Here is an 18,455-nt window from a genome sequence, read left to right on the forward strand (position 1 = left end):
GACGAGCGGCGGCCTTGCCGGATGCGGACATGCCGCAGCGGCGCCTGTCAGTCGACGGAGGGAGTCAGACTCGGAGTCTGAGCGTGGAGAGGAAGAGCGGGTCCGGAGGCGGCTGGGCCTCGGTCGTGGCCTGGGCAGGGACGATCGCCGCCTCGACGGCGTCGAGCAGCAGCGGCAGTTCCAGCACCTGGACCACCATGGGCAGCGAGACGGCCGGGACCTTGGCGGCCTCGAAGGACTGCGCGGCGCTGGAGGAATGCTCGGCGCACAGGGCCGGCTGGTCCGCGTCCAGGCCTTCGCAGGGCAGGCCGGCCGCCATCATGGCCGCCATGGCGGCCGGGTCTGCCTGCTGCGGGCAGACATAGCGCGCCAGCGCCAGCTGCGCGAACAGCAGCGACACCACCACGAGGAAGGCGGTGGTCAGGCGACGGGTGGAGCGGCGCAACATGGCAAGGCCAGTTTAGCGCCACGCCCTGTTCCGACCCGGCGGCAAAGAGAAAGCCGCCCTCGGGCGGCCTTGGTTGGAGCCGGGTCGGCTCACTTGCGCCCGATCTCGACGCGGCGGTTCTCGTCGGCCTTGGGCTTGGCCGGATTCTTGGGTTCGCTGGCACCCACGCCCTCGATGAGCAGCAGGGCCGGGTCGGCGCCCTTGCTGACGAGGTAGTCACGCACGGACTCGGCGCGCTTGACGGACAGTGCCTGGTTGGCCGCCGGCGTGCCGGAGGCGTCGGCATGGCCGATGACGCGCACCTTGCGGTCGCTGTTCTTCTTGGTCTTGAGCACGTCGGCAAAGACGTCGAGCTGCTTTTTCAGCGTTGTCGGCAGCTCGGCCGAGCCCACCTTGAAGGAGGTGGCCGGCAGGGAATACTTGATGGCCGGCTTGAAACCCATGCACTTGAAGCCCGAAGCCTCCAGTTCCTTGCACTTGTCGTCAGGGAACAGGCCTTCGTTGATGGCCTCGGCCGTCGGCACGGTCTTGCCCAGGTCGAGGACTTCAGCCGCCGAGGCGGCAGGCGGCGGGATTTCCGGCGTCTGAGCGGCCACGGAGGCACTCAGGGTGAGACCGCACAAGGAAAGAACCAGGAGGGGGCGAAACTTCTTCATGACGGGCGCTCTTTGGTCGGCAGGATGAACCGCTGACTGAGTGACCACCCGCGTCGATTGGTTCCCGAAGGAGCGGGGAACCAAGCGCCGCCGCCAGTCACTCATGGCCTGATCGCAGGCCGCCGTGGCTGCTTCCCCCTGTTTTCTCTTGCTCCATCGAGGCGATCCCATCCATGACCTGGCGTGACCGAGTGATCTGGACGGAGGGCATGTTCCTCCAGCCGCAGCACTTCCAGCAGCACGACCGCCACTGGGAGCACCAGTGGCGCCAACGCCTGCAACAGGCCGTGGCCTATGCCTGGGGCTTCACGGCCCTGAGCCTGGACGAGGCCTCCCTGACCCTGGGCAAGGTCGGCCTGGCCGCGGCGCAAGGCCTGCTGCCCGACGGCACGGCTTTCTCCGCCCCCGGCGGCGACGCCACGCCGGCAGCGGTGGACATCCCGCCCGATGCCCGCAACGAGATCGTCGTGCTGGCCGTGACCCTGCAGCGCCCCGGCGTCGTCGAGACCGACGCCGAACAGGCCGCCGGCGCCATGGGCCCGCGCTTCACGACGGCCGAGGTCAATGTCGGTGACAGCAATTCCCAGCTCGACCGCGACGCCGCCCTGCAGATCGGGCGGCTCAACCTGCGCCTGATGCTGCAGCGCGACGCCGGCGAGGGCTATGCCACCCTGGGCGTGGCCCGCGTCGTCGAGCGCCGCGCCGACAACCGCGTCGTGCTCGATCCCAGCTATGTGCCGCCGCTGCTGCACGCGCCGGCCCACCCGGTGCTGGACGGCTATGTGCGCGAACTCTGCGGCCTGCTGAACCAGCGCGGCGAGGCCCTGGCCGCCCGCCTGGCCGCGCCGGGGCGCGGTGGCGTCGGCGAGATTGCCGACTTCCTGCTGCTGGAAGCCGTCAACCGCAACCAGGCCCTGTTCAACCACCTGCGCGCCGTGTCGGTACTGCACCCGGAGCGCCTGTACAGCGAATGCCTGAGTCTGGCCGGCGACCTGGCCACCTTCCGCGACAGCCGCCGCCCGGCCCAATACGCCGACTATCTGCACGATGACCTGGCGGCCACCTTCCGGCCCGTCATCGACGACCTGCGCCAGTCCCTGTCCATGGTGATGGAGCAGACGGCGATTCCGATCGAGTTGCAGGATCGCGCCTACGGCGTGCGCGTGGCGCTGATTCCCGACGTCGGCCTGCAGCGCACGGCCACCTTCGTGCTGGCGGTGTCGGCCCAGCTGCCCGGCGACGCGCTGCGCGCCCGCTTCCCGACCCAGGTCAAGATCGGCCCGGTCGAGCGCATCCGCGATCTCGTCAACCTGCAGCTGCCCGGCGTGTCGCTGCGCCCGCTGCCGGTGGCGCCGCGCCAGATCCCCTATCACGCGGGCCACAACTACTTCGAGCTCGAGACCCGCGGCAACGAGCTGTGGAAGCAGCTCGAGACCTCGGGCGGCCTGGCCATGCACATCGCCGGCGAGTTCCCGGGACTCGAACTCGAGTTCTGGGCGATTCGAGCCTGACGAACCCTTTTTGATCGGTCCGCCTCATGAGCGATCCCAACAACGACGATCCCTTTGCCGCCTTCGGGCAGGACCGCACCGTCATCAAGCCCAGCGCGGGCCGAGCGGCGGCGACCACGCCCCAGCCGCCGGCCCGGCCCGCCGGCGCCATGGGCCAACAGCCCGCCGGCATGCCCGCCGGGCCGATGGGCAAGGAAGCCCCCATGGCCCTGGAGGCGCTGACGACGGCCAGCATGAACCCGCTGGTGGCCGCCGCCATGCCCCTGCTGTCGGCCGCGCCGCGCGTGCGCCACAGCGCCCAGCATCCCAATCCTGCCGGGCTGAAGGAAGCCCTGGCCGAAGGCATCCGCAGCTTCGAGGCCAAGGCGCGTGCGGAAGGCCTGCCCAACGAGCAGGTCATCGCCGGCCGCTACATCCTGTGCACCCTGCTCGACGAATCCGCCGCCAGCACGCCCTGGGGCGGCTCGGGCGCCTGGGCATCACAAAGCCTGCTGGTGCAGTTCCACAACGAGTCCTGGGGCGGTGAGAAGGTCTTCGCGCTGATGGCCAAGCTGGCCGAGAACGTGCCGGCAAACCGCAACCTGCTGGAACTGCTCTACGTCTGCCTGGCCTTCGGCTTTGAGGGCCGCTACCGCGTCGTCGACAACGGCCGCGCCCAGCTCGACGGCGTGCGCGCCCGCTTGGCGCAGATGCTGCGCCAAGGCAGCAACCCCGATCCGGCCCTGTCGCCGCGCTGGCAGGGCGCCGAACCCGGCCAGTCCAGCCTGCGCCAGAAAGTGCCGGTCTGGGCCATCGCCGCCGCCACGGCCCTGGTGCTGCTGCTGGTCTACATCGGCCTGCGCTTCAGCATCAACGGCGCGTCGGACGACGTCTTCACCGCCCTGCGCGGCTATGACGTGAAGACCGCCGCCGTTGCCGCCCCCACGCCGCCCCCGGCCGCGCCGCGCCTGGCCGGCCTGCTGGACAACGACATCAAGGCCGGCCTCATCCAGGTCAACGACCTCGCCGACCGTTCCATCGTCATCATCAAGGGCGACGGCCTGTTCGGCCCTGGCAGCGCCGAGGTGTCGTCCGAGCTGCGCCCCCTGGTGCTGCGCATCGGCGAAGCCCTGCAGCGCATGAAGGGCCAGGTGCAGATCACCGGCCACACCGACAACCAGCCCATCCGCTCGCTGCGCTTCCCGTCCAACTGGCATCTGTCCCAGGCCCGCGCCGAGGCCTTCCGCAACCTGCTGGCCGAGCGCGTCGAGATCGGCCGCCTGCGTGCCGAAGGCCGCGCGGATGCCGAAGCCGTGGCCGACAACGCCACCCCCGCCGGCCGCGCGAAGAACCGCCGCGTCGAAGTCACGCTGATGGTCCAGGACGGTCGCTGATCATGAAGAAAGTTCTCTCCTTCCTGTTCCATCCGCTGACCCTCGGGATCTTCTTCCTGGGCGTCATCTCCGCCCTGGTCTGGTGGGTCGGCCCGCTGATCGCCTTTGGCGAGCACCGGCCGCTGGACACCAGCCTGGCGCGCTGGATCACGCTGGCCATCATCTGGCTGCTGGGCGGCCTGCGCCTGGTGTGGTCGCAGATGCGGCGGCGCCGCATCAACGCGGCCCTGGTCAAGGGCATGAATGCCGGGCCGTCGGCAGCCGCCAAGGAAGAGGGCGTGCTGCAGGAGCGCTTCACCCAGGCCATCGATCTGCTGAAGAAGGCACCGGGCAGCAAGAAGGGTCTGTTCGGCGGCGGCAATTCGCTGTACGAGCTGCCCTGGTATGTCTTCGTCGGCGCGCCGGGCTCGGGCAAGACGACGGCGCTGTTGAATGCCGGCCTGAACTTCCCGCTGACCGAGAAGCTCGGCCAGGCCAGCGTGCGCGGCGTGGGCGGCACGCGCAACTGCGAATGGTGGTTCAGCGACGAGGCCGTCCTCATCGACACCGCCGGCCGCTACGCCACGCAGGACTCCGACAAGGACACCGACGCCGCGGCCTGGGACACCTTCCTCGGCCTGTTGCGCAAGGCCCGCCCTCGCCGTCCCATCAACGGCGTGCTGCTGACCATCAGCGTGCAGGACCTGCTGGCCCTGCCGCCCGACCAGCGCAAGGAACAGGCCTCGCGCATGCGCGGCCGCATGCAGGAGCTGCAGCAGCGCCTGGGCGTCAAGGTGCCGGTCTATGTGATGGTCACCAAGTGCGACCTGCTGGCCGGCTTCAACGAGACCTTCGGCCCCATGGGCAAGGAGGAGCGCGACCAGGTCTTCGGCTTCACCTTCCCGCTGGCGACGCAGCCGGGCGAGGAGATCATGGCCAACTTCGGCGGCGAATTCGCGTCGCTGGAGAAGCGCCTGCGCGAGCGCCTCATCGAGCGCATGGAGGCCGAGAGCGACACGCTCAAGCGCGCCACCATCTTCGCCTTCCCGCAGCAGTTCGGCGGCCTGAAGGGCCTGCTCGGCGGCTATCTGGAAACGGTGTTCGGCGGCGGTGGTGCGCTGGATGAAGCCCCGCGGCTGCGCGGCGTCTATTTCACCAGCGGCACCCAGGAAGGCACGCCCATCGACCGCGTGCTCGGGGCCCTGGCCCGCACCTTCGGCGTCGAGCGCCGCCTGACGCCACCGGCCGCGGCCAAGGGCAAGAGCTATTTCCTGAATCATCTGCTGCGCAAGGTCATCTTTGTCGAGCAAGGCCTGGTGGGCCAGAACGCGCAGGTCGAACGCCGCAGCGCAAGGCTGCGCCTGGCCGGCTTGGCGACGGTGGGCGTCATCACGCTGACCCTGCTGGTCGGCTGGGGCTTCAGCTACTTCGGCAACAAGCGCTATATCGCCGACATCGAGGCCAAGCTGCCGGCGCTGAAGGACACGGTCACCGCCCTGCCGCCCACCAGCGGCAGCGACCCCTCGGCCCTGCCCGAAGCCCTGGCCGCCATTCGCGACGCCGCCCAGCCGCCCGGCTTTGCGCTGGACAACCCGCCGCTGTCGCTGGGCTTCGGCCTCTTCCAGGGCGACAAGCTCGATGCCGGCGCCCAGGTCTCCTATCACCGCCTGCTGCAGCGCGCCCTCGCACCGCGCGTCGCGGCCCGGCTGGAGGAGAGGCTGCGCACCGCCAACCGCGACAACCTCGAATTCGCCTACGAGTCGCTGAAGGCCTATCTGATGCTCTACACGCCCGAGCATCTGGACAAGCCCGGCCTGCAGGCCTGGGTGGGCCTGGACTGGGACGCCAACCTGGAAGGCAGCCTCGGTGCCGAGAAAGTGGCCCTCTTGAAGAACCACCTCGACGCGCTGCTGTCGCGCGGCAGCTTCGAGGTGGCCCAGCCCATGGACAAGACCCTGGTGGCCAGCGTGCGCGAGATGCTGGGCGCCTACCCGCTCGAATACCGCATCTTCAGCCGCCTGCGCCGTGCCCAGATCGACGGCGACCTGCCGCCCTTCACGGTGGCGGCCGCGGCCGGCCCGCAGAGCCCTAACGTGTTTGTGCGTGCCAGCGGTGCGTCGCTGACCCAGGGCATCCCGGGCATGTTCACCAAGGACGGCTACAAGAAGGCCTTCCAGACCTCGGTGGACCGCACGGCCAAGCAGCTCGCCGAGGAAGAAGCCTGGGTGCTGGGCACCAACCCCGCCACCGCCAAGCGCCTGGCCGAGGACAAGACCCTGGTGAACCGCGTGCGCCGCCTCTACCTGGAGGAGTACGTCAAGGTCTGGGACAACTACCTGGCCGACGTGCGCCTCGTGAAGCTCAACGGCCTGGACCGCGGCATCGCCGTGTCGCGGCTGCTGTCGGCGGTGGACTCGCCGCTGGCCGCCTTCCTGCGCGCCGCGTCCAAGGAGACGACGCTGATCGACCCGGTCACGAACGACAACACCATCGGCAAGGAGCTGAACAAGCGTGCTGACGATGCCGTCTTCGCCAAGGGCGGCGAGCTGGCCCGCCTGGCGGGCAACCAGGCCAAGGCGCCCACGGCCATCTCGTCGGACGGCCCGCTGGAGAAGATCGTCGACGACCACTTCGCCGCGCTGCGCCGCCTCGTCACCGGCACGCCGCCGCCACTGGACGACGTGATGAAGATGTTCAACGAGGTCTATGTGCAGCTCAGCGCCGTGCAGGAAGCCTTGAAGAGCAAGTCGCCGCCGCCCGCCGGTGGTGGCGGTGGCAAGTTGAAGGCCGCCGCCGGCCAGCAGCCCGAGCCCCTGCGCGGCGCGCTGGAGACCCTGGCCGAAGCGGCCGACAACCAGAGCCGCCTGGTGGAGCGCCAGAGCCTGACCGGCGAGCTGCAACCCGTCAGCGAGTTCTGCTCGCGCGCCATCGCGGGCCGCTATCCGGTCGCCCAGGGCTCCAAGGTCGATGTGCTGCCCGAGGACTTTGGCCAGTTCTTCGCCCCCGGCGGCATGATGGACGACTTCTTCACGCGCAAGCTCGCGCCTCTGGTCGACGTCGGCACCAACCCCTGGAGCTTCCGGCCCACGGGCGACGGCAGCAAGCCGGTCTCGCCCGCCGCACTCGCCGACTTCCAGCGCGCAGCCCGGGTGCGCGAGGTCTTCTTCCGCGGCGGCGGCAAGGCCCCGGCCTTCCGCGTCGACGTGCGCGTGCTGGAGCTGGCCGATGGCCTGAAGGAGCTGACGCTGGACATCGACGGCCAGGTCAGCAAGTTCAGCGCCGGCAGCAACCAGTCCGTCAGCCTGCAATGGCCGGGTGCGCGCCTGTCTTCGCAGATCAAGCTCAGCGCCGCGCCGGGTGGCGGTGCGCCCGTCACCTTCGACGGCCCCTGGGCGCTGTTCCGCCTCTTCGACCGCTTCGAGGTGCAGGGCTCGCCGCAGCAGCCCGAGCGCTTCGTCGTGGTCATGAACCTGGACGGCCACCGCGCCCGCCTGGAAGTGACGGCCAGCAGCGTCTTCAACCCCTTCCGGCTGCGCGAGCTGCAGCAGTTCCGCTGCCCGGGGGCGCTGTGAACGCAATCGCAGGGTGGTATGGGAAGTTGCCGGCGTTGGGTGACTTTGCGTCGCGGCGCCTCACGCCGGAGTGGATCGCGCAATGGGATGGCTGGCTGGCCGCCGGCCTGCACCAGTTGCGCGAGATCGCGCCCGACACCTGGCTGAACGATTACCTGGCCAGCCCGGCCTGGCGCTTTGCGCTGCTGCCGGGCTCGCTGCCCGATGGCTCGGGCGAGGGCCTACGTGTCGGCGTGATGATTCCCTCGGTAGACCGCGTGGGCCGCTACTTTCCCCTCGTCGTCGTCAGCCCGCCGCTGCAGCGCCCCAACGACGGCGCCCAGGTGGCCGCGCTGTGGCAATGGGCCGGACAGATCGAGGAGATCGCCGTCAACGCCCTGCACGACGACTGGAGCGCCGAGACCCTCGATGCCGCGCTCGCCGACGCGCCAGCTCCGACCGGGACATCCGATACGACCCTGCCGCCGGCCCTCGCTGCTCTGCTGAGCCAGGCCGCCTGGGATGGCCTGCAAGGCTGCAGCCTGTGGCTGCATGCCGGCGCCGGCCCCAGCGTGCAGCCCGCTCTACCCCGAGGTGCAGCCTTCGCTGCCCTCTTCCGACCGAACTGAGGACGCCATGAGCGACTGGACCCCCAACTACGGCCAACTCTCGGCCGCCGCCCCAGCCTGGGCCGCCAAGCGCCCCATCCGCATCGCCCTGCTCGGCGACTTCGGTGCCGGCGCCGCTGCCGGCCGCCTGGACACCGGCGCCGACCTGGCCCGCCGCAAGCCGCGTTCGGTGGAATTCGATTCGCTGGAAGACTGGCTGGGCCAACAGAACATCACGCTGAACCTGCCGGTGGGTGCGGATGGCGCGCCAGTCGAGATCCCGCTGGCCGACCTCGAGTCCTTCCACCCCGACACGCTGTTCCGCGAGCTGGAGCTGTTCAAGAAGCTCAATGACCTGCGCAAGCGTCTCAACAACACGGCCAGTTTCGACAAGGCCGCGGCCGAGGTCGCCAAGATGGGTGGTGGTTCGGCCCGCAAGGCCTCGCGCACCGCACACGGTGCCCGCGCCCGCGGCTCGGCGCCGTCAGCCGGCGCCAAGCTGAGCGACTTCGCCCGCCTGACCGGCCGCACGAGTGCGCCCGAGGGTGGCGGCAATATCGACGCCCTGCTGCGCAATGTCATCGGCCCCTTCGTCGTGCCGGCGGCCAAGCCCGAGAAGGTCGGCCTGCTGAAGGTGCTCGATGAATCGATTGCCGACGGCATGCGCGCGGTGCTGCACCAGCCGGACTTCCAGACCGCCGAGTCGCTGTGGCGCGGCGTGGACTTCCTGCTGCGCCGCCTGGAGACCGGGCCCATGCTGCAGGTCCATCTCATCGACATCAGCGCCGAGGAGTTCGCGGCCGACCTCAGCGCCAGTGACGATCTGACGGACAGCGGTCTCTACCAGCTGCTCGTCGGCAAGCAGGCCGAGACCAAGGACGGCGGCTATACCTATGTCGCAGGCCTCTACCAGTTCGAAGCCACGCCGCCCCACACCGAGCTGCTGGGCCGCATGGCCAAGATCGCCAACGCCGCCGGCTCCACCTTCTTCACGTCCATGGCGGTGGACGACCTCAGCAACCCGCGCAACCCGCCGCACCAGCTCGTCATCGACGCCTTCGCCGCCCTGCGCGGCCTGCCCGAGGCCAAGCGCCTGGCCCTGCTGGGCCCGCGCTTCCTGCTGCGCCACCCCTATGGCAAGCGCAGCGACCCGATCTCGTCCTTCGCCTTCGAAGAGTTCACGATGGCCGACGGCCTCGGTGCCCTGCTGTGGGGCCACCCCGCCCTGCTGGCCCTGACGGTGCTGGCCGGCCAGGGCGGCAAGCCCAATGTGGACGACCTGCCCTTCCATCACTTCGTCGATGCCGATGGCGACAGCACGGCCCTGCCCTGCACCGAGCGCTTCATCTCCACCGCCGTGGCCACCGAGATGGCCCGCTATGGCCTCAAGGCCCTGATGGCCCACAAGGGCGAACCCCTGGTGCAGTTGACCGGCCCCGACACCGTCGCCGGCACCTTCACGCCGCCAGCCGCCGTGGCGTCCAAGCCCGGCGCCCGCATGGGCGTGGAGATGGCCGTCCGCAGCAAGCTGGCCGAGCCCGAGGAGCGCAAGGCCGCCGCGCCCCCCAAGGCAGCGAAGGCCGCGAAGCCAGCCAAGCTCGAAGAGGCTGAGGACGAAGCCTCACCGGCCGCCAGCGCGTCTGACGACAGCTCAGACCTGGACGCCCTGCTGGCCGACCTGGCCGGCGGCGGCGACAGCTCACCCGCCCCCGCGCCCGCGGCGGCCGACACCTCGGACCTCGACGACCTCGACGCCCTGCTGGCCAGCCTCAACGACGACGCGCCGGCTGCCGCCGAGCCCGCTGCCGCCGCCGAGAGCAGCGACGACGCCATGGACCCGGATCTCGAAGCCCTGCTGAAGTCCCTGGGCTGAGCCCCTAACGCGCTGATGCGCGTCGCGCGGGGGAACCAAGCGCGGCCATTCGTTCACTCAGCCAGGTCTGATCCCTGCTGGAGCAACGATGTCCAAGACCGCCATCCGCGAAGTGCTGGAAACCCTCAATCCCTTCAAGAAGAAGAAGGAGAGGCCTTCGACGGTCGATGCCGAGGCCCTCAGCATAGGCGGCGAGGCGGTCACGCTGTACCGCCGCGGCGCCGCGGCGGGCATCTCGCTGAATGGCGGCCTGGTGGACAGGCGCGACGACATCAGCGAGCTGGCCAAGGCCAAGAACTACGACGAGGCGCGCCGGCTGCTGGACGCCTATCGCGAAGACATCGAGGCCAGCATCGCGGTCCAGGAGGACGCGGCCCTTTACGTCGACCCGCCCGGCATGACGGACGAGGAGCGCGAGCATGCCCGCCTGCTGCGCCTGAGCATCGCCGAGGACATCGCCGCGCTGAAGCTGGACGAAGCGGCCGACGAAGTCGACCAGCTCAGTGCGGTGTGCGCCGGCGCGCAGATGCGCGAGGACCTGGGGCTGGACCGCGTCGCCGAGATCCTGCGCGGCGAGATCAATGCCGAGCTGCCCGAGGAGGCCACGCCCAAGGAGAAGAAGGAGGTCGAGACCCTGCGCGACCTGGCTCTCAAGGCCATGGACGGCGATCTGACGGCGGCCAAGATCGAGCAGGCGCGCAAGCTCGCCAAGCCCATGCATGACGCCATCGAAGCGATCGAGCGCAGGCTGGAAGTGACGGCCGCCGACCCGACGGTGCTGTTCGAGCGCCTGAAGCTGCGCATAGACGACGTGCTGAACTATCCGGCCGAGTACCGCTCCTCGGCCATCCGCAAGGCCACCCGGGCCGTCGACGCGGCGCGCAAGGAGGCCCGCACCCAGCTGGACGGCTTCAACAAGGCCGCCAAGGGTGATGCGCGCGACAAGGCCGCCAAGACGGCGACGGCCGCCATCAGCGAGCTGCGCCAGAAGATCGACGCGGCCGCGCCGCTGCTGCGCGCACACGACGACGAGGTCAGGAAGTACTTCGCCGCCCTCAAGCGCATGACGCCCGAGATCCAGGTGGCGGACACCCTGCCCGAGGACGACGGCGCCGGCACCGACATGGATTGGAAGCCCGAGCGCCAGGCCTATGACGTCTCGCGCCAGCGCGTCGTCAGGCTGCAGGACGGCGGCCGGTTCCGCGAGGCCAATGTCGAGCTCGCCAAATGCGCCCGCCTGATGAAGGCCCTGCTCGACAAGCGGCGCGAAGCCATCGACAACGACATCGGCGGCGCCGGAGACGACGACCAGGCCCGGCAGGTGGTCGAGGACCTGAAGGCCGAAGGCCTGCTGAAGATCCTGACCGCCAAGCAGCAACTGGCCCTGGTCAAGAAGATCCCGCCCGATTCGGACGACAACCTGGAGGCTCGCGCTGCCATCTTCGGCAACCCGGCCCTGGACGAGGACTTCGTCAAGGCCGAGCAGAAGGTGCTCAAGGACGTGGTCAAGATGCTGCGCGGCGACGATGGCAAGAACGCCACGCCCGAGAGCATCCGGGCCAAGCAGGAATGGGCCGAGAACGAGAAGCATTGGGCCGCCTGGGCCGGCAAGGACCCCAAGCAGCCCAAGGCCAAGGACATCTCCAAGCTGCAGGCCATCTGCCAGCAGATCGCCGAGAAGCAGTTCAAGGAGCTGATGAAACTGGCCGGCCTCGATCCCGACAACCCACCGCCCAAGTTCCCCAGCCCGCCGGTCACCGTCAAGCTGAAGAAGCTCAGCCCTTCCGATTTCGGTGAGACCTCGCCCCGCTTCCCCGCCGAGATCACCATCAACTCCGATCACCACATGATCGGCGACTTCAAGGAGATGATGGACACCATCCTGCACGAGAACACGCATGCCTGGCAGATGATGGTCATCGCGCAGTTCAGGGGCACCGGGCCCTTCACCGCCCAGCACCAGGCCAAGCTCAAGGGGCCGACCGCGCTGCCGGCCATGAAGGTGCAGGCCGAGCTGTTCTCCGAGAACCTGCGCAGCTACTCCACCGACGACGGCCCCTACCGGCACCAGCCGGTCGAGGAACAGGCCTGGACCTTCGGCGGCAAGTCGGCGACGGCCCTGCTGGTGCCGCCGCCCAAGCGCAGCTTCGACTCGGGCAAGGGGCTGAAGAACAAGCTGTGGGTGGTCACCTCGATGTCACGCACCTCGCCGGCCCGCATACGCCTGGCCGACCGTCACGGCATCTATGTCGACGAGTGGGAAGGCGAGGAAGCCGGCGACAAGAAGCTGACGCTGGAAGGCGTGCCCGGCGTGTCGCCGACCCAGCGCCTGCAGATCCAGGAGGTGATCGACGAGTACACCCTGCTCGTGGACCTGGACGCCACGGCCCTGCTGGGCCGCCGGGTCGCCAAGGCCGAGGTGGAGCAGGAGATGGCCGCTCTGACCAAGAAGCGCCACAAGAAGAAGGCGCTGAGCGACCTCACCGCCGAGGAACGCAAGGCCATCTTCGAGGCCGTCCTCGAGAAGCAGGATTGGGAGGCCAGCGGCGACAAGGCCAAGCAGACCGACGAAGTGCGCGCCAAGGACGAGGTGGAGGTCGAGCGCGGCCGCCTCGTGCTCGACGAGTCCGTGGCCAAGCTGAGCTGAAAACGCGGCGGCTGAGCCCGCGCTCAGCTCGCCGGTCGGAAGTACTGGCGTTCGGTGTCGAGTTCGACATGTTGCGCAGCCTGGAACTCGGCCAGGTGGCGCACGCGGTGGTTGAACTCGATGCTGAACTGCGTGATCAGCGCGCGCAACTCGGCCACGCTGCCGACGTTGAAAAGCGTCTTCACATCCTCCACGGCCAGCTCGGCCTTGGCGTCGCCCGGGATGCTGGAGGACTTGCGCAGCTTGACCAGCTGCTCGTCGATCCTGGCCTGCAGCAGGCGTGGCGTTGCAAGCTTGGCGCGGGTGCACAGTGCAAACGGCTTGCCCGACAGCAGCTCGGTGGCCTCGGCATTGCCCTGGTATTTCTCCTGCAGCATGGCCGCGCCATCCAGCATGCGCGACAGGTATTTGGAGGCATGCACAAAGGCTTCGCCGGTGGCGCGGCGGCGCTCGGTGCCCGGCGCCGCGGCCTTCTCGGCATGCTCCATATGCTTCATGTCCTTGAAGAAGTCGGCGAGCTGCTCGTTGGTGGACTGCAGCAGCTCAGCCGGCTTGATCTTGCCGAGCACCGCCTGCTTCTTCTCGGGCGTCGAGGCCTGGGCGCCGGCCACGATGTGGGTGATGGCGCCCTGGCTCACATAGGCCTCGTTGGCGAAGACGATATTGGTGAACTGGGCCTGCTTGATGCGCGCCTTCAGCGCATTGATCTCTGCGGCCCAGACGGCGTGGGTCTTGCCCGGGTGCACCTGGGCGCAGTCCGGCCCCTCTTGCTGGTGCGTGGCCTCGCTGGACTCGACCAGGGCCTGGTCCTCACGCAGCTTGGCCATGCGTTCGGCGTACTGGTCGTCGGTGACGTCCATGACCTCGTCGGGGAACTTCTCCTCCATCAGGTCGAGGAACTCGGGCAGCAGGGCCTGCACCTGGTGCAGGTCATGGTCGGCGCGCGCCTTCTCGAACTGCTTCCTGGCAGCATCGAAGGCCTTGAAGGTCTCGGCCTCCTCGGCCGTCGGCTGGCGCTTCTTCAGCAGCGCGGCCCGCCTGGCCTCGATCTTCTTCTCGATGGCCTCGACCTTTTCCTGGGCCGTCAGCAGATAGACCGCCTCGGCCTCCTCGAAGCGCTGCTGGATGCGCTGGCGATCCTCCTGCGTCTTCATGCTGTCGCGCAGCTCCTGCCACATGGCCGTGAAGCTGGCTTCGTCGAGGAAGCGGCGCTGCTTCATCAGCGTCGCGACGTCCTGGTCGATGCCGCTCATATTGGCCATCGGCCCGGTGGGCTCGTCGATGTCGCGGTCCTGGGGCGGCGCGCCTTCGCGGCCCTGGGTCATGTTGTCCTCGATGGCGCGGTAGTCGCGGGCATAGAGGTTGGTGTCGAAGACCCGGCCCGGCGGGCGGCCGAAGATGCGCTTGATCTCGCCGTTGAAGCGACTCATGGCCTTGACGTCGTCGCCCGGCGGGCTGGACGCCACCGTGATGTCGAGGTCGGACTCGATGTCCTCGCTGCCGCTGCTCTTGAACATCAGGCCCGACTTGGGGAACTCGGCATGCAGCTGCGCGATCAGCCCATCGACGACATGACGGCGGAACTGGTAGAGCTTCCACATCACCTCGTCGGTGACGGTCTTCTGCTCCACCAGGCCTGGCAGGTCCACTTCCTGGCCCGACTTGCGCAGGTCCTTGAACTCGAACCAGGTGTGTTTCTGGAAGGCGGCTTCGCAGACGGCACGCGTCCATTCCTTGGCGGACTTGTTGTCCGCGAAGCTGACCTTGGCCGGCGACGGCGTGATCGGCAGTTCGTCGGCCGAGGCCTGCTTCAAAACGGCGTCGAGCTTGCTCGCCCGCGCGAACTCGAAGGCGGCCAGCTCGCGCAGCTTCTTCAGGTCGACCGGATGCTGCTGCGTGAGCCGGGTCATGGCCTGCTTGATCTGGCCGCGCTCGTTCTCCGACTTGCGGCGCGCCGCCTCGACTTCCTTGGCCTGCTCCTCCTGCAGCTTGGGGATCAGGCGCTTCAGCGGCTCCAGGGCGTCCGCCAGCGGCAGCCGGTGCGACTGGACGAGCTTGCTCGTCCCCGCCAGTTTGGCGGTGGTCTTGAGCGCCTTCTCGGCCTCGTTCCTGACCTTGATCAGCTGGGCCAGGGGATCGGTGTGCTGACAGGCCTGGATGCGGCCCAGGTGCATGTCCAGCAGGGCGGCCGCGTCCTGTTCATCGGTGAGGCCCTCGGGCGTCGCGGCGATGGCTTCCAGGACTTCGCGCAGATTGGTTTTCGGCATCAGGCTTCTTCGTCCGCAGGCACCAGGATGCGGTTGACGTCGACGAACACGCCGGCGCCCAGCTCCGCACGCGCCTCGGCCCAACCCTTGCCCTTGTCCCTGGCGATCTCGTCGTAGAGCGCGCGCGGCACGGCAATCTTCTCCACGGCCAGGTCGCCGCCGGACATGCCCCAGGTCAGCTCCAGCTCATCGGCCGTCGCCGCGGTCAGGCGCAGCTCCATGTCGTCGGCCAGCGGCATGTCCTGCACGGCGCGCATGACGGCCAGCTTGGTCAGCTCCAGCGCGATGTCATCCATGCCATGCTCGCCGCACAGCAGCTTCTCGCGGAAGGCCGCCCAGCCAAAGGCCAGGCGCGGCTGCATGCCGGCGCCGAGCTCGCGGGCATCGGGCGAAGCCTGCGCACCATAGGCGCGCTCGAAGGCCTGGTTGGCGAGGGCCTCCGTCAGCGGCCATTCGTCCAGGTGTTCGGCCGGGCGCACCAGCAGCCACTGGCCGCGGGCGGCGTCCAGATAGGTCAGGTCGGGGTCGAGGCGAAAGCCCTTGCCGCAGGACTCGCAGCTGCCGCGCTGGTAGCTGTCGTCCAGCACGGCCTGGCGCAGGTCGGGGCGGCGGTCGGCGTTGATGCTGGCGACGATGCCCATCTCCAGTTCGGCGCCGCAATGGGGGCAGGGAAAGGTCTCGGAATGCAGGCGTGACATGGGGCTCTCCGATCAACGCGCGGCGCGCTTGGCGGCCTCGGTCGATTGCTTGTCTTTGGTCAGGATGGCGTGCAGCGGGTGGCTCTCCTTGAGCTTGCCGAGGAAGAAGGCCGCATAGGCCTCGGCATACCACTCGCCATCGGCGCGGAACTGGTAGTCGGTGACCTTGGCCGAGCGTGCCGACAGCGCATAGCTGACCCATTCATGCCCGTAGGACTGCTGGAAGACCGAGCCGCCGATGGCGTATTTGGCGGCCCCCGAATCGCCGCGGTCCCACAGGCCCTTGCTGTCGCTCTTCAGGCGGATGTTCTCGGCATGATCGACGGCCGCATGCTTGGCCAGCTTCTTCCAGTCCGGCTTGGCGCCATTGGGCAGCGCCGCGGTGACGGTGCCGTCCTCCTGGGCCTTCTTCTTCTGCAGCACCGCCGTCAGATAGGCCTTGAGGAAGGGCTTGCCCAGTTCGGCGAAGGCGTCGAAGAAGCCCAGCGCGTCGCCAAGGACCTGGGCGACCTCCTCGATCTTGTGCTTCTGCCAGCCACCGAAGCTGACGGCGCCCGTCTTGCCGTCCATGAACTTTTTCTTGTCGTCCACCGCATGGCCGACCTCATGCAGGGTCAGCTGGTCGAATTGCGACACGCCGCCCGGCAACTGCTTGCCGATCAGCTTCTCGGGCAGCACCCAGGCGCCGAAGCTCACCATCGCATCGCCAATGCCGGTGCGCGGCGCCTTCAGGTTGATATGACCCGCCTGATAGTCGCCCGAGGTTTCCAGCTTGGTGCGCGTGCGGTTGATGGTCGCCAGCATGTCGTTGCTCAGCGTGTGCGACGCCGGCACCATGCCCAGCACCTTGTACAGGCGCGGCAGGTATTTGGTGGTCAGCACCTTGCCCTGCAGCTCGGGGCCGAATCGCGCCGTGATGGCCGCATTCACGAAGGCCTTGCTGTCGGCGTCCTTGGCCTTGCCGCCGAGGCCGCCGACCATGGCGTCCAGCCACTCCTTGCCGCCCGGTTCATCGGCCAGGGCCTTCATGGCCTCGGGGTCATGCTTGAGCATGGCGACGACCTTGCTGCGCGCCTCCTTGGGCGTCTTGGTGCCCGCCTTGATGAGACCTTGGGCGACCGTGATCCGCACAGCGGCGACCGCCTTGTCCAGCGCCGCCATGAGCGCACCGGCCGCCGCGCATTCGTAGCTGGATTCGACCTGCTTCATCGCCTCCGTGGCCTGGCTCATCGCCGTCTTCAGCGCCTTGCCATCGGCACCTGGAAATGCGCCGGCGGCGATGCCGTCGATGAGCTTCTGCGCCGGGCCGCTGCTCTTCTGCCAGTCCGTCTTCAGCGACGCGAAGCTGTCCCGCAACTGCCTGGAGAACGCATCATTGATGCCTTTCGCGCCGCGCTTGGCGACCAGGTAGTCGTTGTCCTGCTCGCCCTTGTCCATCAGCGCGCGCATCTTGACGTAGAAGTCCACGGCCACGTCGAAGTGCGGATGCGGCGGGCTGCCGAACTTGTCGGCCGCCACGGCCGGGTCCATCTTGGCCATGGTGGCCTGCAGCTTGGCCTTGATCTCGAGGTACTCGTCCTTGGCCTTGTCATTGATGGGCACAAAGGCCTTGTCGAAGGCCAGCAGGTCCTTCTCGACCTGATCGAGCATCTTGTTGGCCTGCGTGAAATCGAGCTCGGCCTTCAAGGCGATGACGGCCTTGGCATCGCGCTGCAAGGCCTGCAGGGCATCTTCCATCGGCTTGCCCGGCGAGCCGCCGAACTTGGACTTCTCGATGTCCACCAGCAGCTTGCCGACACGCTCGCCCAACTGGTCCCAGCGTTTGTCGAAGCGCGCCTGCTCCGGCTTCTCCTCGGTCTGGGTGCGCTCGATCAGGCGCTCCAGCGGGGCCAGAGCCTTCTCCAGCGGATCGGCATGCGAGCGCGCCAGCATGCTCTCGGTGCGCACCTGGAAGGTGGTCTGCAGCGCCTTCCTGGCGCCGTCGCGAACCTTGATCAGCTTCGCCGGCGCGTCGGTGTGCTGGCATTCCTGAACCAGGCCGAGGTGCAGGTCCAGCAGTGCGACCGCGTCTTTCTCGTTGCTGATGCCCGGCTCCTTGGAAGCGATGGCCTCCAGAACTTCCCGCAGACTTGTTTTTGGCATGTAGTTTTCCTATCAATCAGCTGCCGGCACGAGCAGGCGATGCACGTCGACAAAGGGGCCGGCCGTCAGCTCGCTGCGCAGGGCCGCCCACGGCTTCTGGTTGGCCGCGATGCCGTCGTAGACCTGCCTGGGCACCAGCAGTTCATCCTCGACCAGCTCCGAAGTCGCATTCACCCAGCAGAACACCAGCTGCTCGCGGCCCACCTCGGTGAGGCGCAGCTCGACGTCGTCGCTCAGGCGCAGCTGGGGCTGGCTGCGGATCAGGGCCAGCTTGGCCAGCTCAAGGACGACGTCGTCCAGGGCGTGCTCGGTGCACAGGACCTTCTCGCGCAGCGCCGGCCAGCCGAAGGTGACGCGTGCCTGCAGGCCGGCCGCGAGGGCTTGCGCCGCCGGCATGGCGCGCTGGCCATAAGCCATGTCGAAGGTGGTGCGGGCCGACTGCTCGAGCTCGGGCCAGAGGCTCAGGTTCTCGGCGGGCTGCAGCAGCAGCCACAGCTTGCGGCTCATGTCCAGAAAGGTCAGCACCGGCTCGATGCGAAAGCCGGCGCCGCAATGCGGGCAGGTCTCGCGCTGCAGGCTGTCGTCGAGGACGGCCTGGCGCAGGTCGGGGCGGCGATCGGCGTAGACGCTGTAGACCACGTCGACGTCCGACACCTCGCCGCAGTGGGGGCAGCTGACTGCCTCGGTCTGGAGCAGGGACAT

General features: G+C 68.6%; 12 protein-coding genes. 6 read left to right on the top strand and 6 right to left on the bottom strand.

All coding sequences use genetic code 11. The annotated features are described in order from the left end of the window. Positions 1-64 precede the first annotated feature (64 nt). Both J2X20_RS28395 and J2X20_RS28400 read right to left on the bottom strand, forming a co-directional pair. Complete coding sequence (locus J2X20_RS28395; RefSeq protein WP_310272944.1) at positions 65-448, bottom strand: hypothetical protein; 384 nt, start codon at positions 446-448, stop codon at positions 65-67. A gap of 89 nt (positions 449-537) precedes the next feature. Next, a complete protein-coding gene (locus J2X20_RS28400; RefSeq protein WP_310272946.1) occupies positions 538-1,044 on the bottom strand; it encodes an OmpA family protein in 507 nt (168 codons plus the stop codon). A gap of 233 nt (positions 1,045-1,277) precedes the next feature. On the opposite strand from J2X20_RS28400, the gene tssK reads away from it, so the two are divergent. From tssK to J2X20_RS28430, 6 genes are all read left to right on the top strand, one after another. Further along, positions 1,278-2,615 (top strand): type VI secretion system baseplate subunit TssK, encoded by a 1,338-nt coding sequence (tssK, locus tag J2X20_RS28405; RefSeq protein WP_310272948.1) that lies wholly within the window; start codon positions 1,278-1,280, stop codon positions 2,613-2,615. 26 nt (positions 2,616-2,641) lie between these two features. Further along, positions 2,642-3,988 (top strand): DotU family type VI secretion system protein, encoded by a 1,347-nt coding sequence (locus J2X20_RS28410; RefSeq protein WP_310272950.1) that lies wholly within the window; start codon positions 2,642-2,644, stop codon positions 3,986-3,988. Positions 3,989-3,990: 2 nt separating this feature from the next. Further along, positions 3,991-7,539 carry a type VI secretion system membrane subunit TssM gene (gene tssM / locus J2X20_RS28415; protein WP_310272952.1) on the top strand — a complete coding sequence of 1,183 codons (3,549 nt, stop codon included), beginning with the start codon at positions 3,991-3,993 and terminating at the stop codon, positions 7,537-7,539. Further along, positions 7,536-8,147 (top strand): type VI secretion system-associated protein TagF, encoded by a 612-nt coding sequence (tagF, locus tag J2X20_RS28420; protein ID WP_310272954.1) that lies wholly within the window; start codon positions 7,536-7,538, stop codon positions 8,145-8,147. The genes tssM and tagF overlap by 4 nt, the downstream gene beginning before the upstream one ends. A 7-nt stretch (positions 8,148-8,154) precedes the next feature. Then, positions 8,155-9,999, top strand: a complete 1,845-nt coding sequence (locus tag J2X20_RS28425; protein ID WP_310272956.1) for a type VI secretion system contractile sheath domain-containing protein — start codon at positions 8,155-8,157, stop codon at positions 9,997-9,999. 88 nt (positions 10,000-10,087) lie between these two features. Further along, complete coding sequence (locus tag J2X20_RS28430; RefSeq protein WP_310272958.1) at positions 10,088-12,646, top strand: hypothetical protein; 2,559 nt, start codon at positions 10,088-10,090, stop codon at positions 12,644-12,646. Between the two features lie 23 nt (positions 12,647-12,669). Here J2X20_RS28430 and J2X20_RS28435 read toward each other — a convergent pair whose 3' ends face one another. Genes J2X20_RS28435 through J2X20_RS28450 form a run of 4 tightly spaced genes read right to left on the bottom strand, consistent with a single transcriptional unit; the run spans position 12,670 to position 18,455 of the window. Beyond that, a complete protein-coding gene (locus tag J2X20_RS28435; RefSeq protein ID WP_310272960.1) occupies positions 12,670-14,913 on the bottom strand; it encodes a hypothetical protein in 2,244 nt (747 codons plus the stop codon). Beyond that, a complete protein-coding gene (locus J2X20_RS28440) occupies positions 14,913-15,611 on the bottom strand; it encodes a CpXC domain-containing protein (protein ID WP_310272962.1) in 699 nt (232 codons plus the stop codon). The genes J2X20_RS28435 and J2X20_RS28440 overlap by 1 nt, the downstream gene beginning before the upstream one ends. Before the next feature lie 12 nt (positions 15,612-15,623). After that, on the bottom strand, positions 15,624-17,753 hold the full coding sequence (locus tag J2X20_RS28445) for a hypothetical protein (RefSeq protein ID WP_310272964.1): 2,130 nt from the start codon (positions 17,751-17,753) through the stop codon (positions 15,624-15,626). Positions 17,754-17,765: 12 nt separating this feature from the next. After that, on the bottom strand, positions 17,766-18,455 hold the full coding sequence (locus J2X20_RS28450) for a CpXC domain-containing protein (RefSeq protein WP_310272967.1): 690 nt from the start codon (positions 18,453-18,455) through the stop codon (positions 17,766-17,768).

The organism is Roseateles saccharophilus (genome assembly GCF_031458095.1).
In the GTDB taxonomy this organism is placed as follows: Bacteria; Pseudomonadota; Gammaproteobacteria; order Burkholderiales; family Burkholderiaceae_C; genus Pelomonas; species Pelomonas saccharophila_A.

Excerpts from the sequence above, each read along its gene's own strand:
- J2X20_RS28450 (WP_310272967.1), bottom strand. The coding sequence starts at position 18,455 with ATGTCCCTGCTCCAGACCGAGGCAGTCAGCTGCCCCCACTGCGGCGAG.
- J2X20_RS28430 (WP_310272958.1), top strand. The coding sequence starts at position 10,088 with ATGTCCAAGACCGCCATCCGCGAAGTGCTGGAAACCCTCAATCCCTTC.
- J2X20_RS28425 (WP_310272956.1), top strand. The coding sequence starts at position 8,155 with ATGAGCGACTGGACCCCCAACTACGGCCAACTCTCGGCCGCCGCCCCA.
- J2X20_RS28440 (WP_310272962.1), bottom strand. The coding sequence starts at position 15,611 with ATGTCACGCCTGCATTCCGAGACCTTTCCCTGCCCCCATTGCGGCGCC.
- tssM (WP_310272952.1), top strand. The coding sequence starts at position 3,991 with ATGAAGAAAGTTCTCTCCTTCCTGTTCCATCCGCTGACCCTCGGGATC.
- J2X20_RS28395 (WP_310272944.1), bottom strand. The coding sequence starts at position 448 with ATGTTGCGCCGCTCCACCCGTCGCCTGACCACCGCCTTCCTCGTGGTG.
- J2X20_RS28435 (WP_310272960.1), bottom strand. The coding sequence starts at position 14,913 with ATGCCGAAAACCAATCTGCGCGAAGTCCTGGAAGCCATCGCCGCGACG.
- tssK (WP_310272948.1), top strand. The coding sequence starts at position 1,278 with ATGACCTGGCGTGACCGAGTGATCTGGACGGAGGGCATGTTCCTCCAG.
- J2X20_RS28445 (WP_310272964.1), bottom strand. The coding sequence starts at position 17,753 with ATGCCAAAAACAAGTCTGCGGGAAGTTCTGGAGGCCATCGCTTCCAAG.
- J2X20_RS28410 (WP_310272950.1), top strand. The coding sequence starts at position 2,642 with ATGAGCGATCCCAACAACGACGATCCCTTTGCCGCCTTCGGGCAGGAC.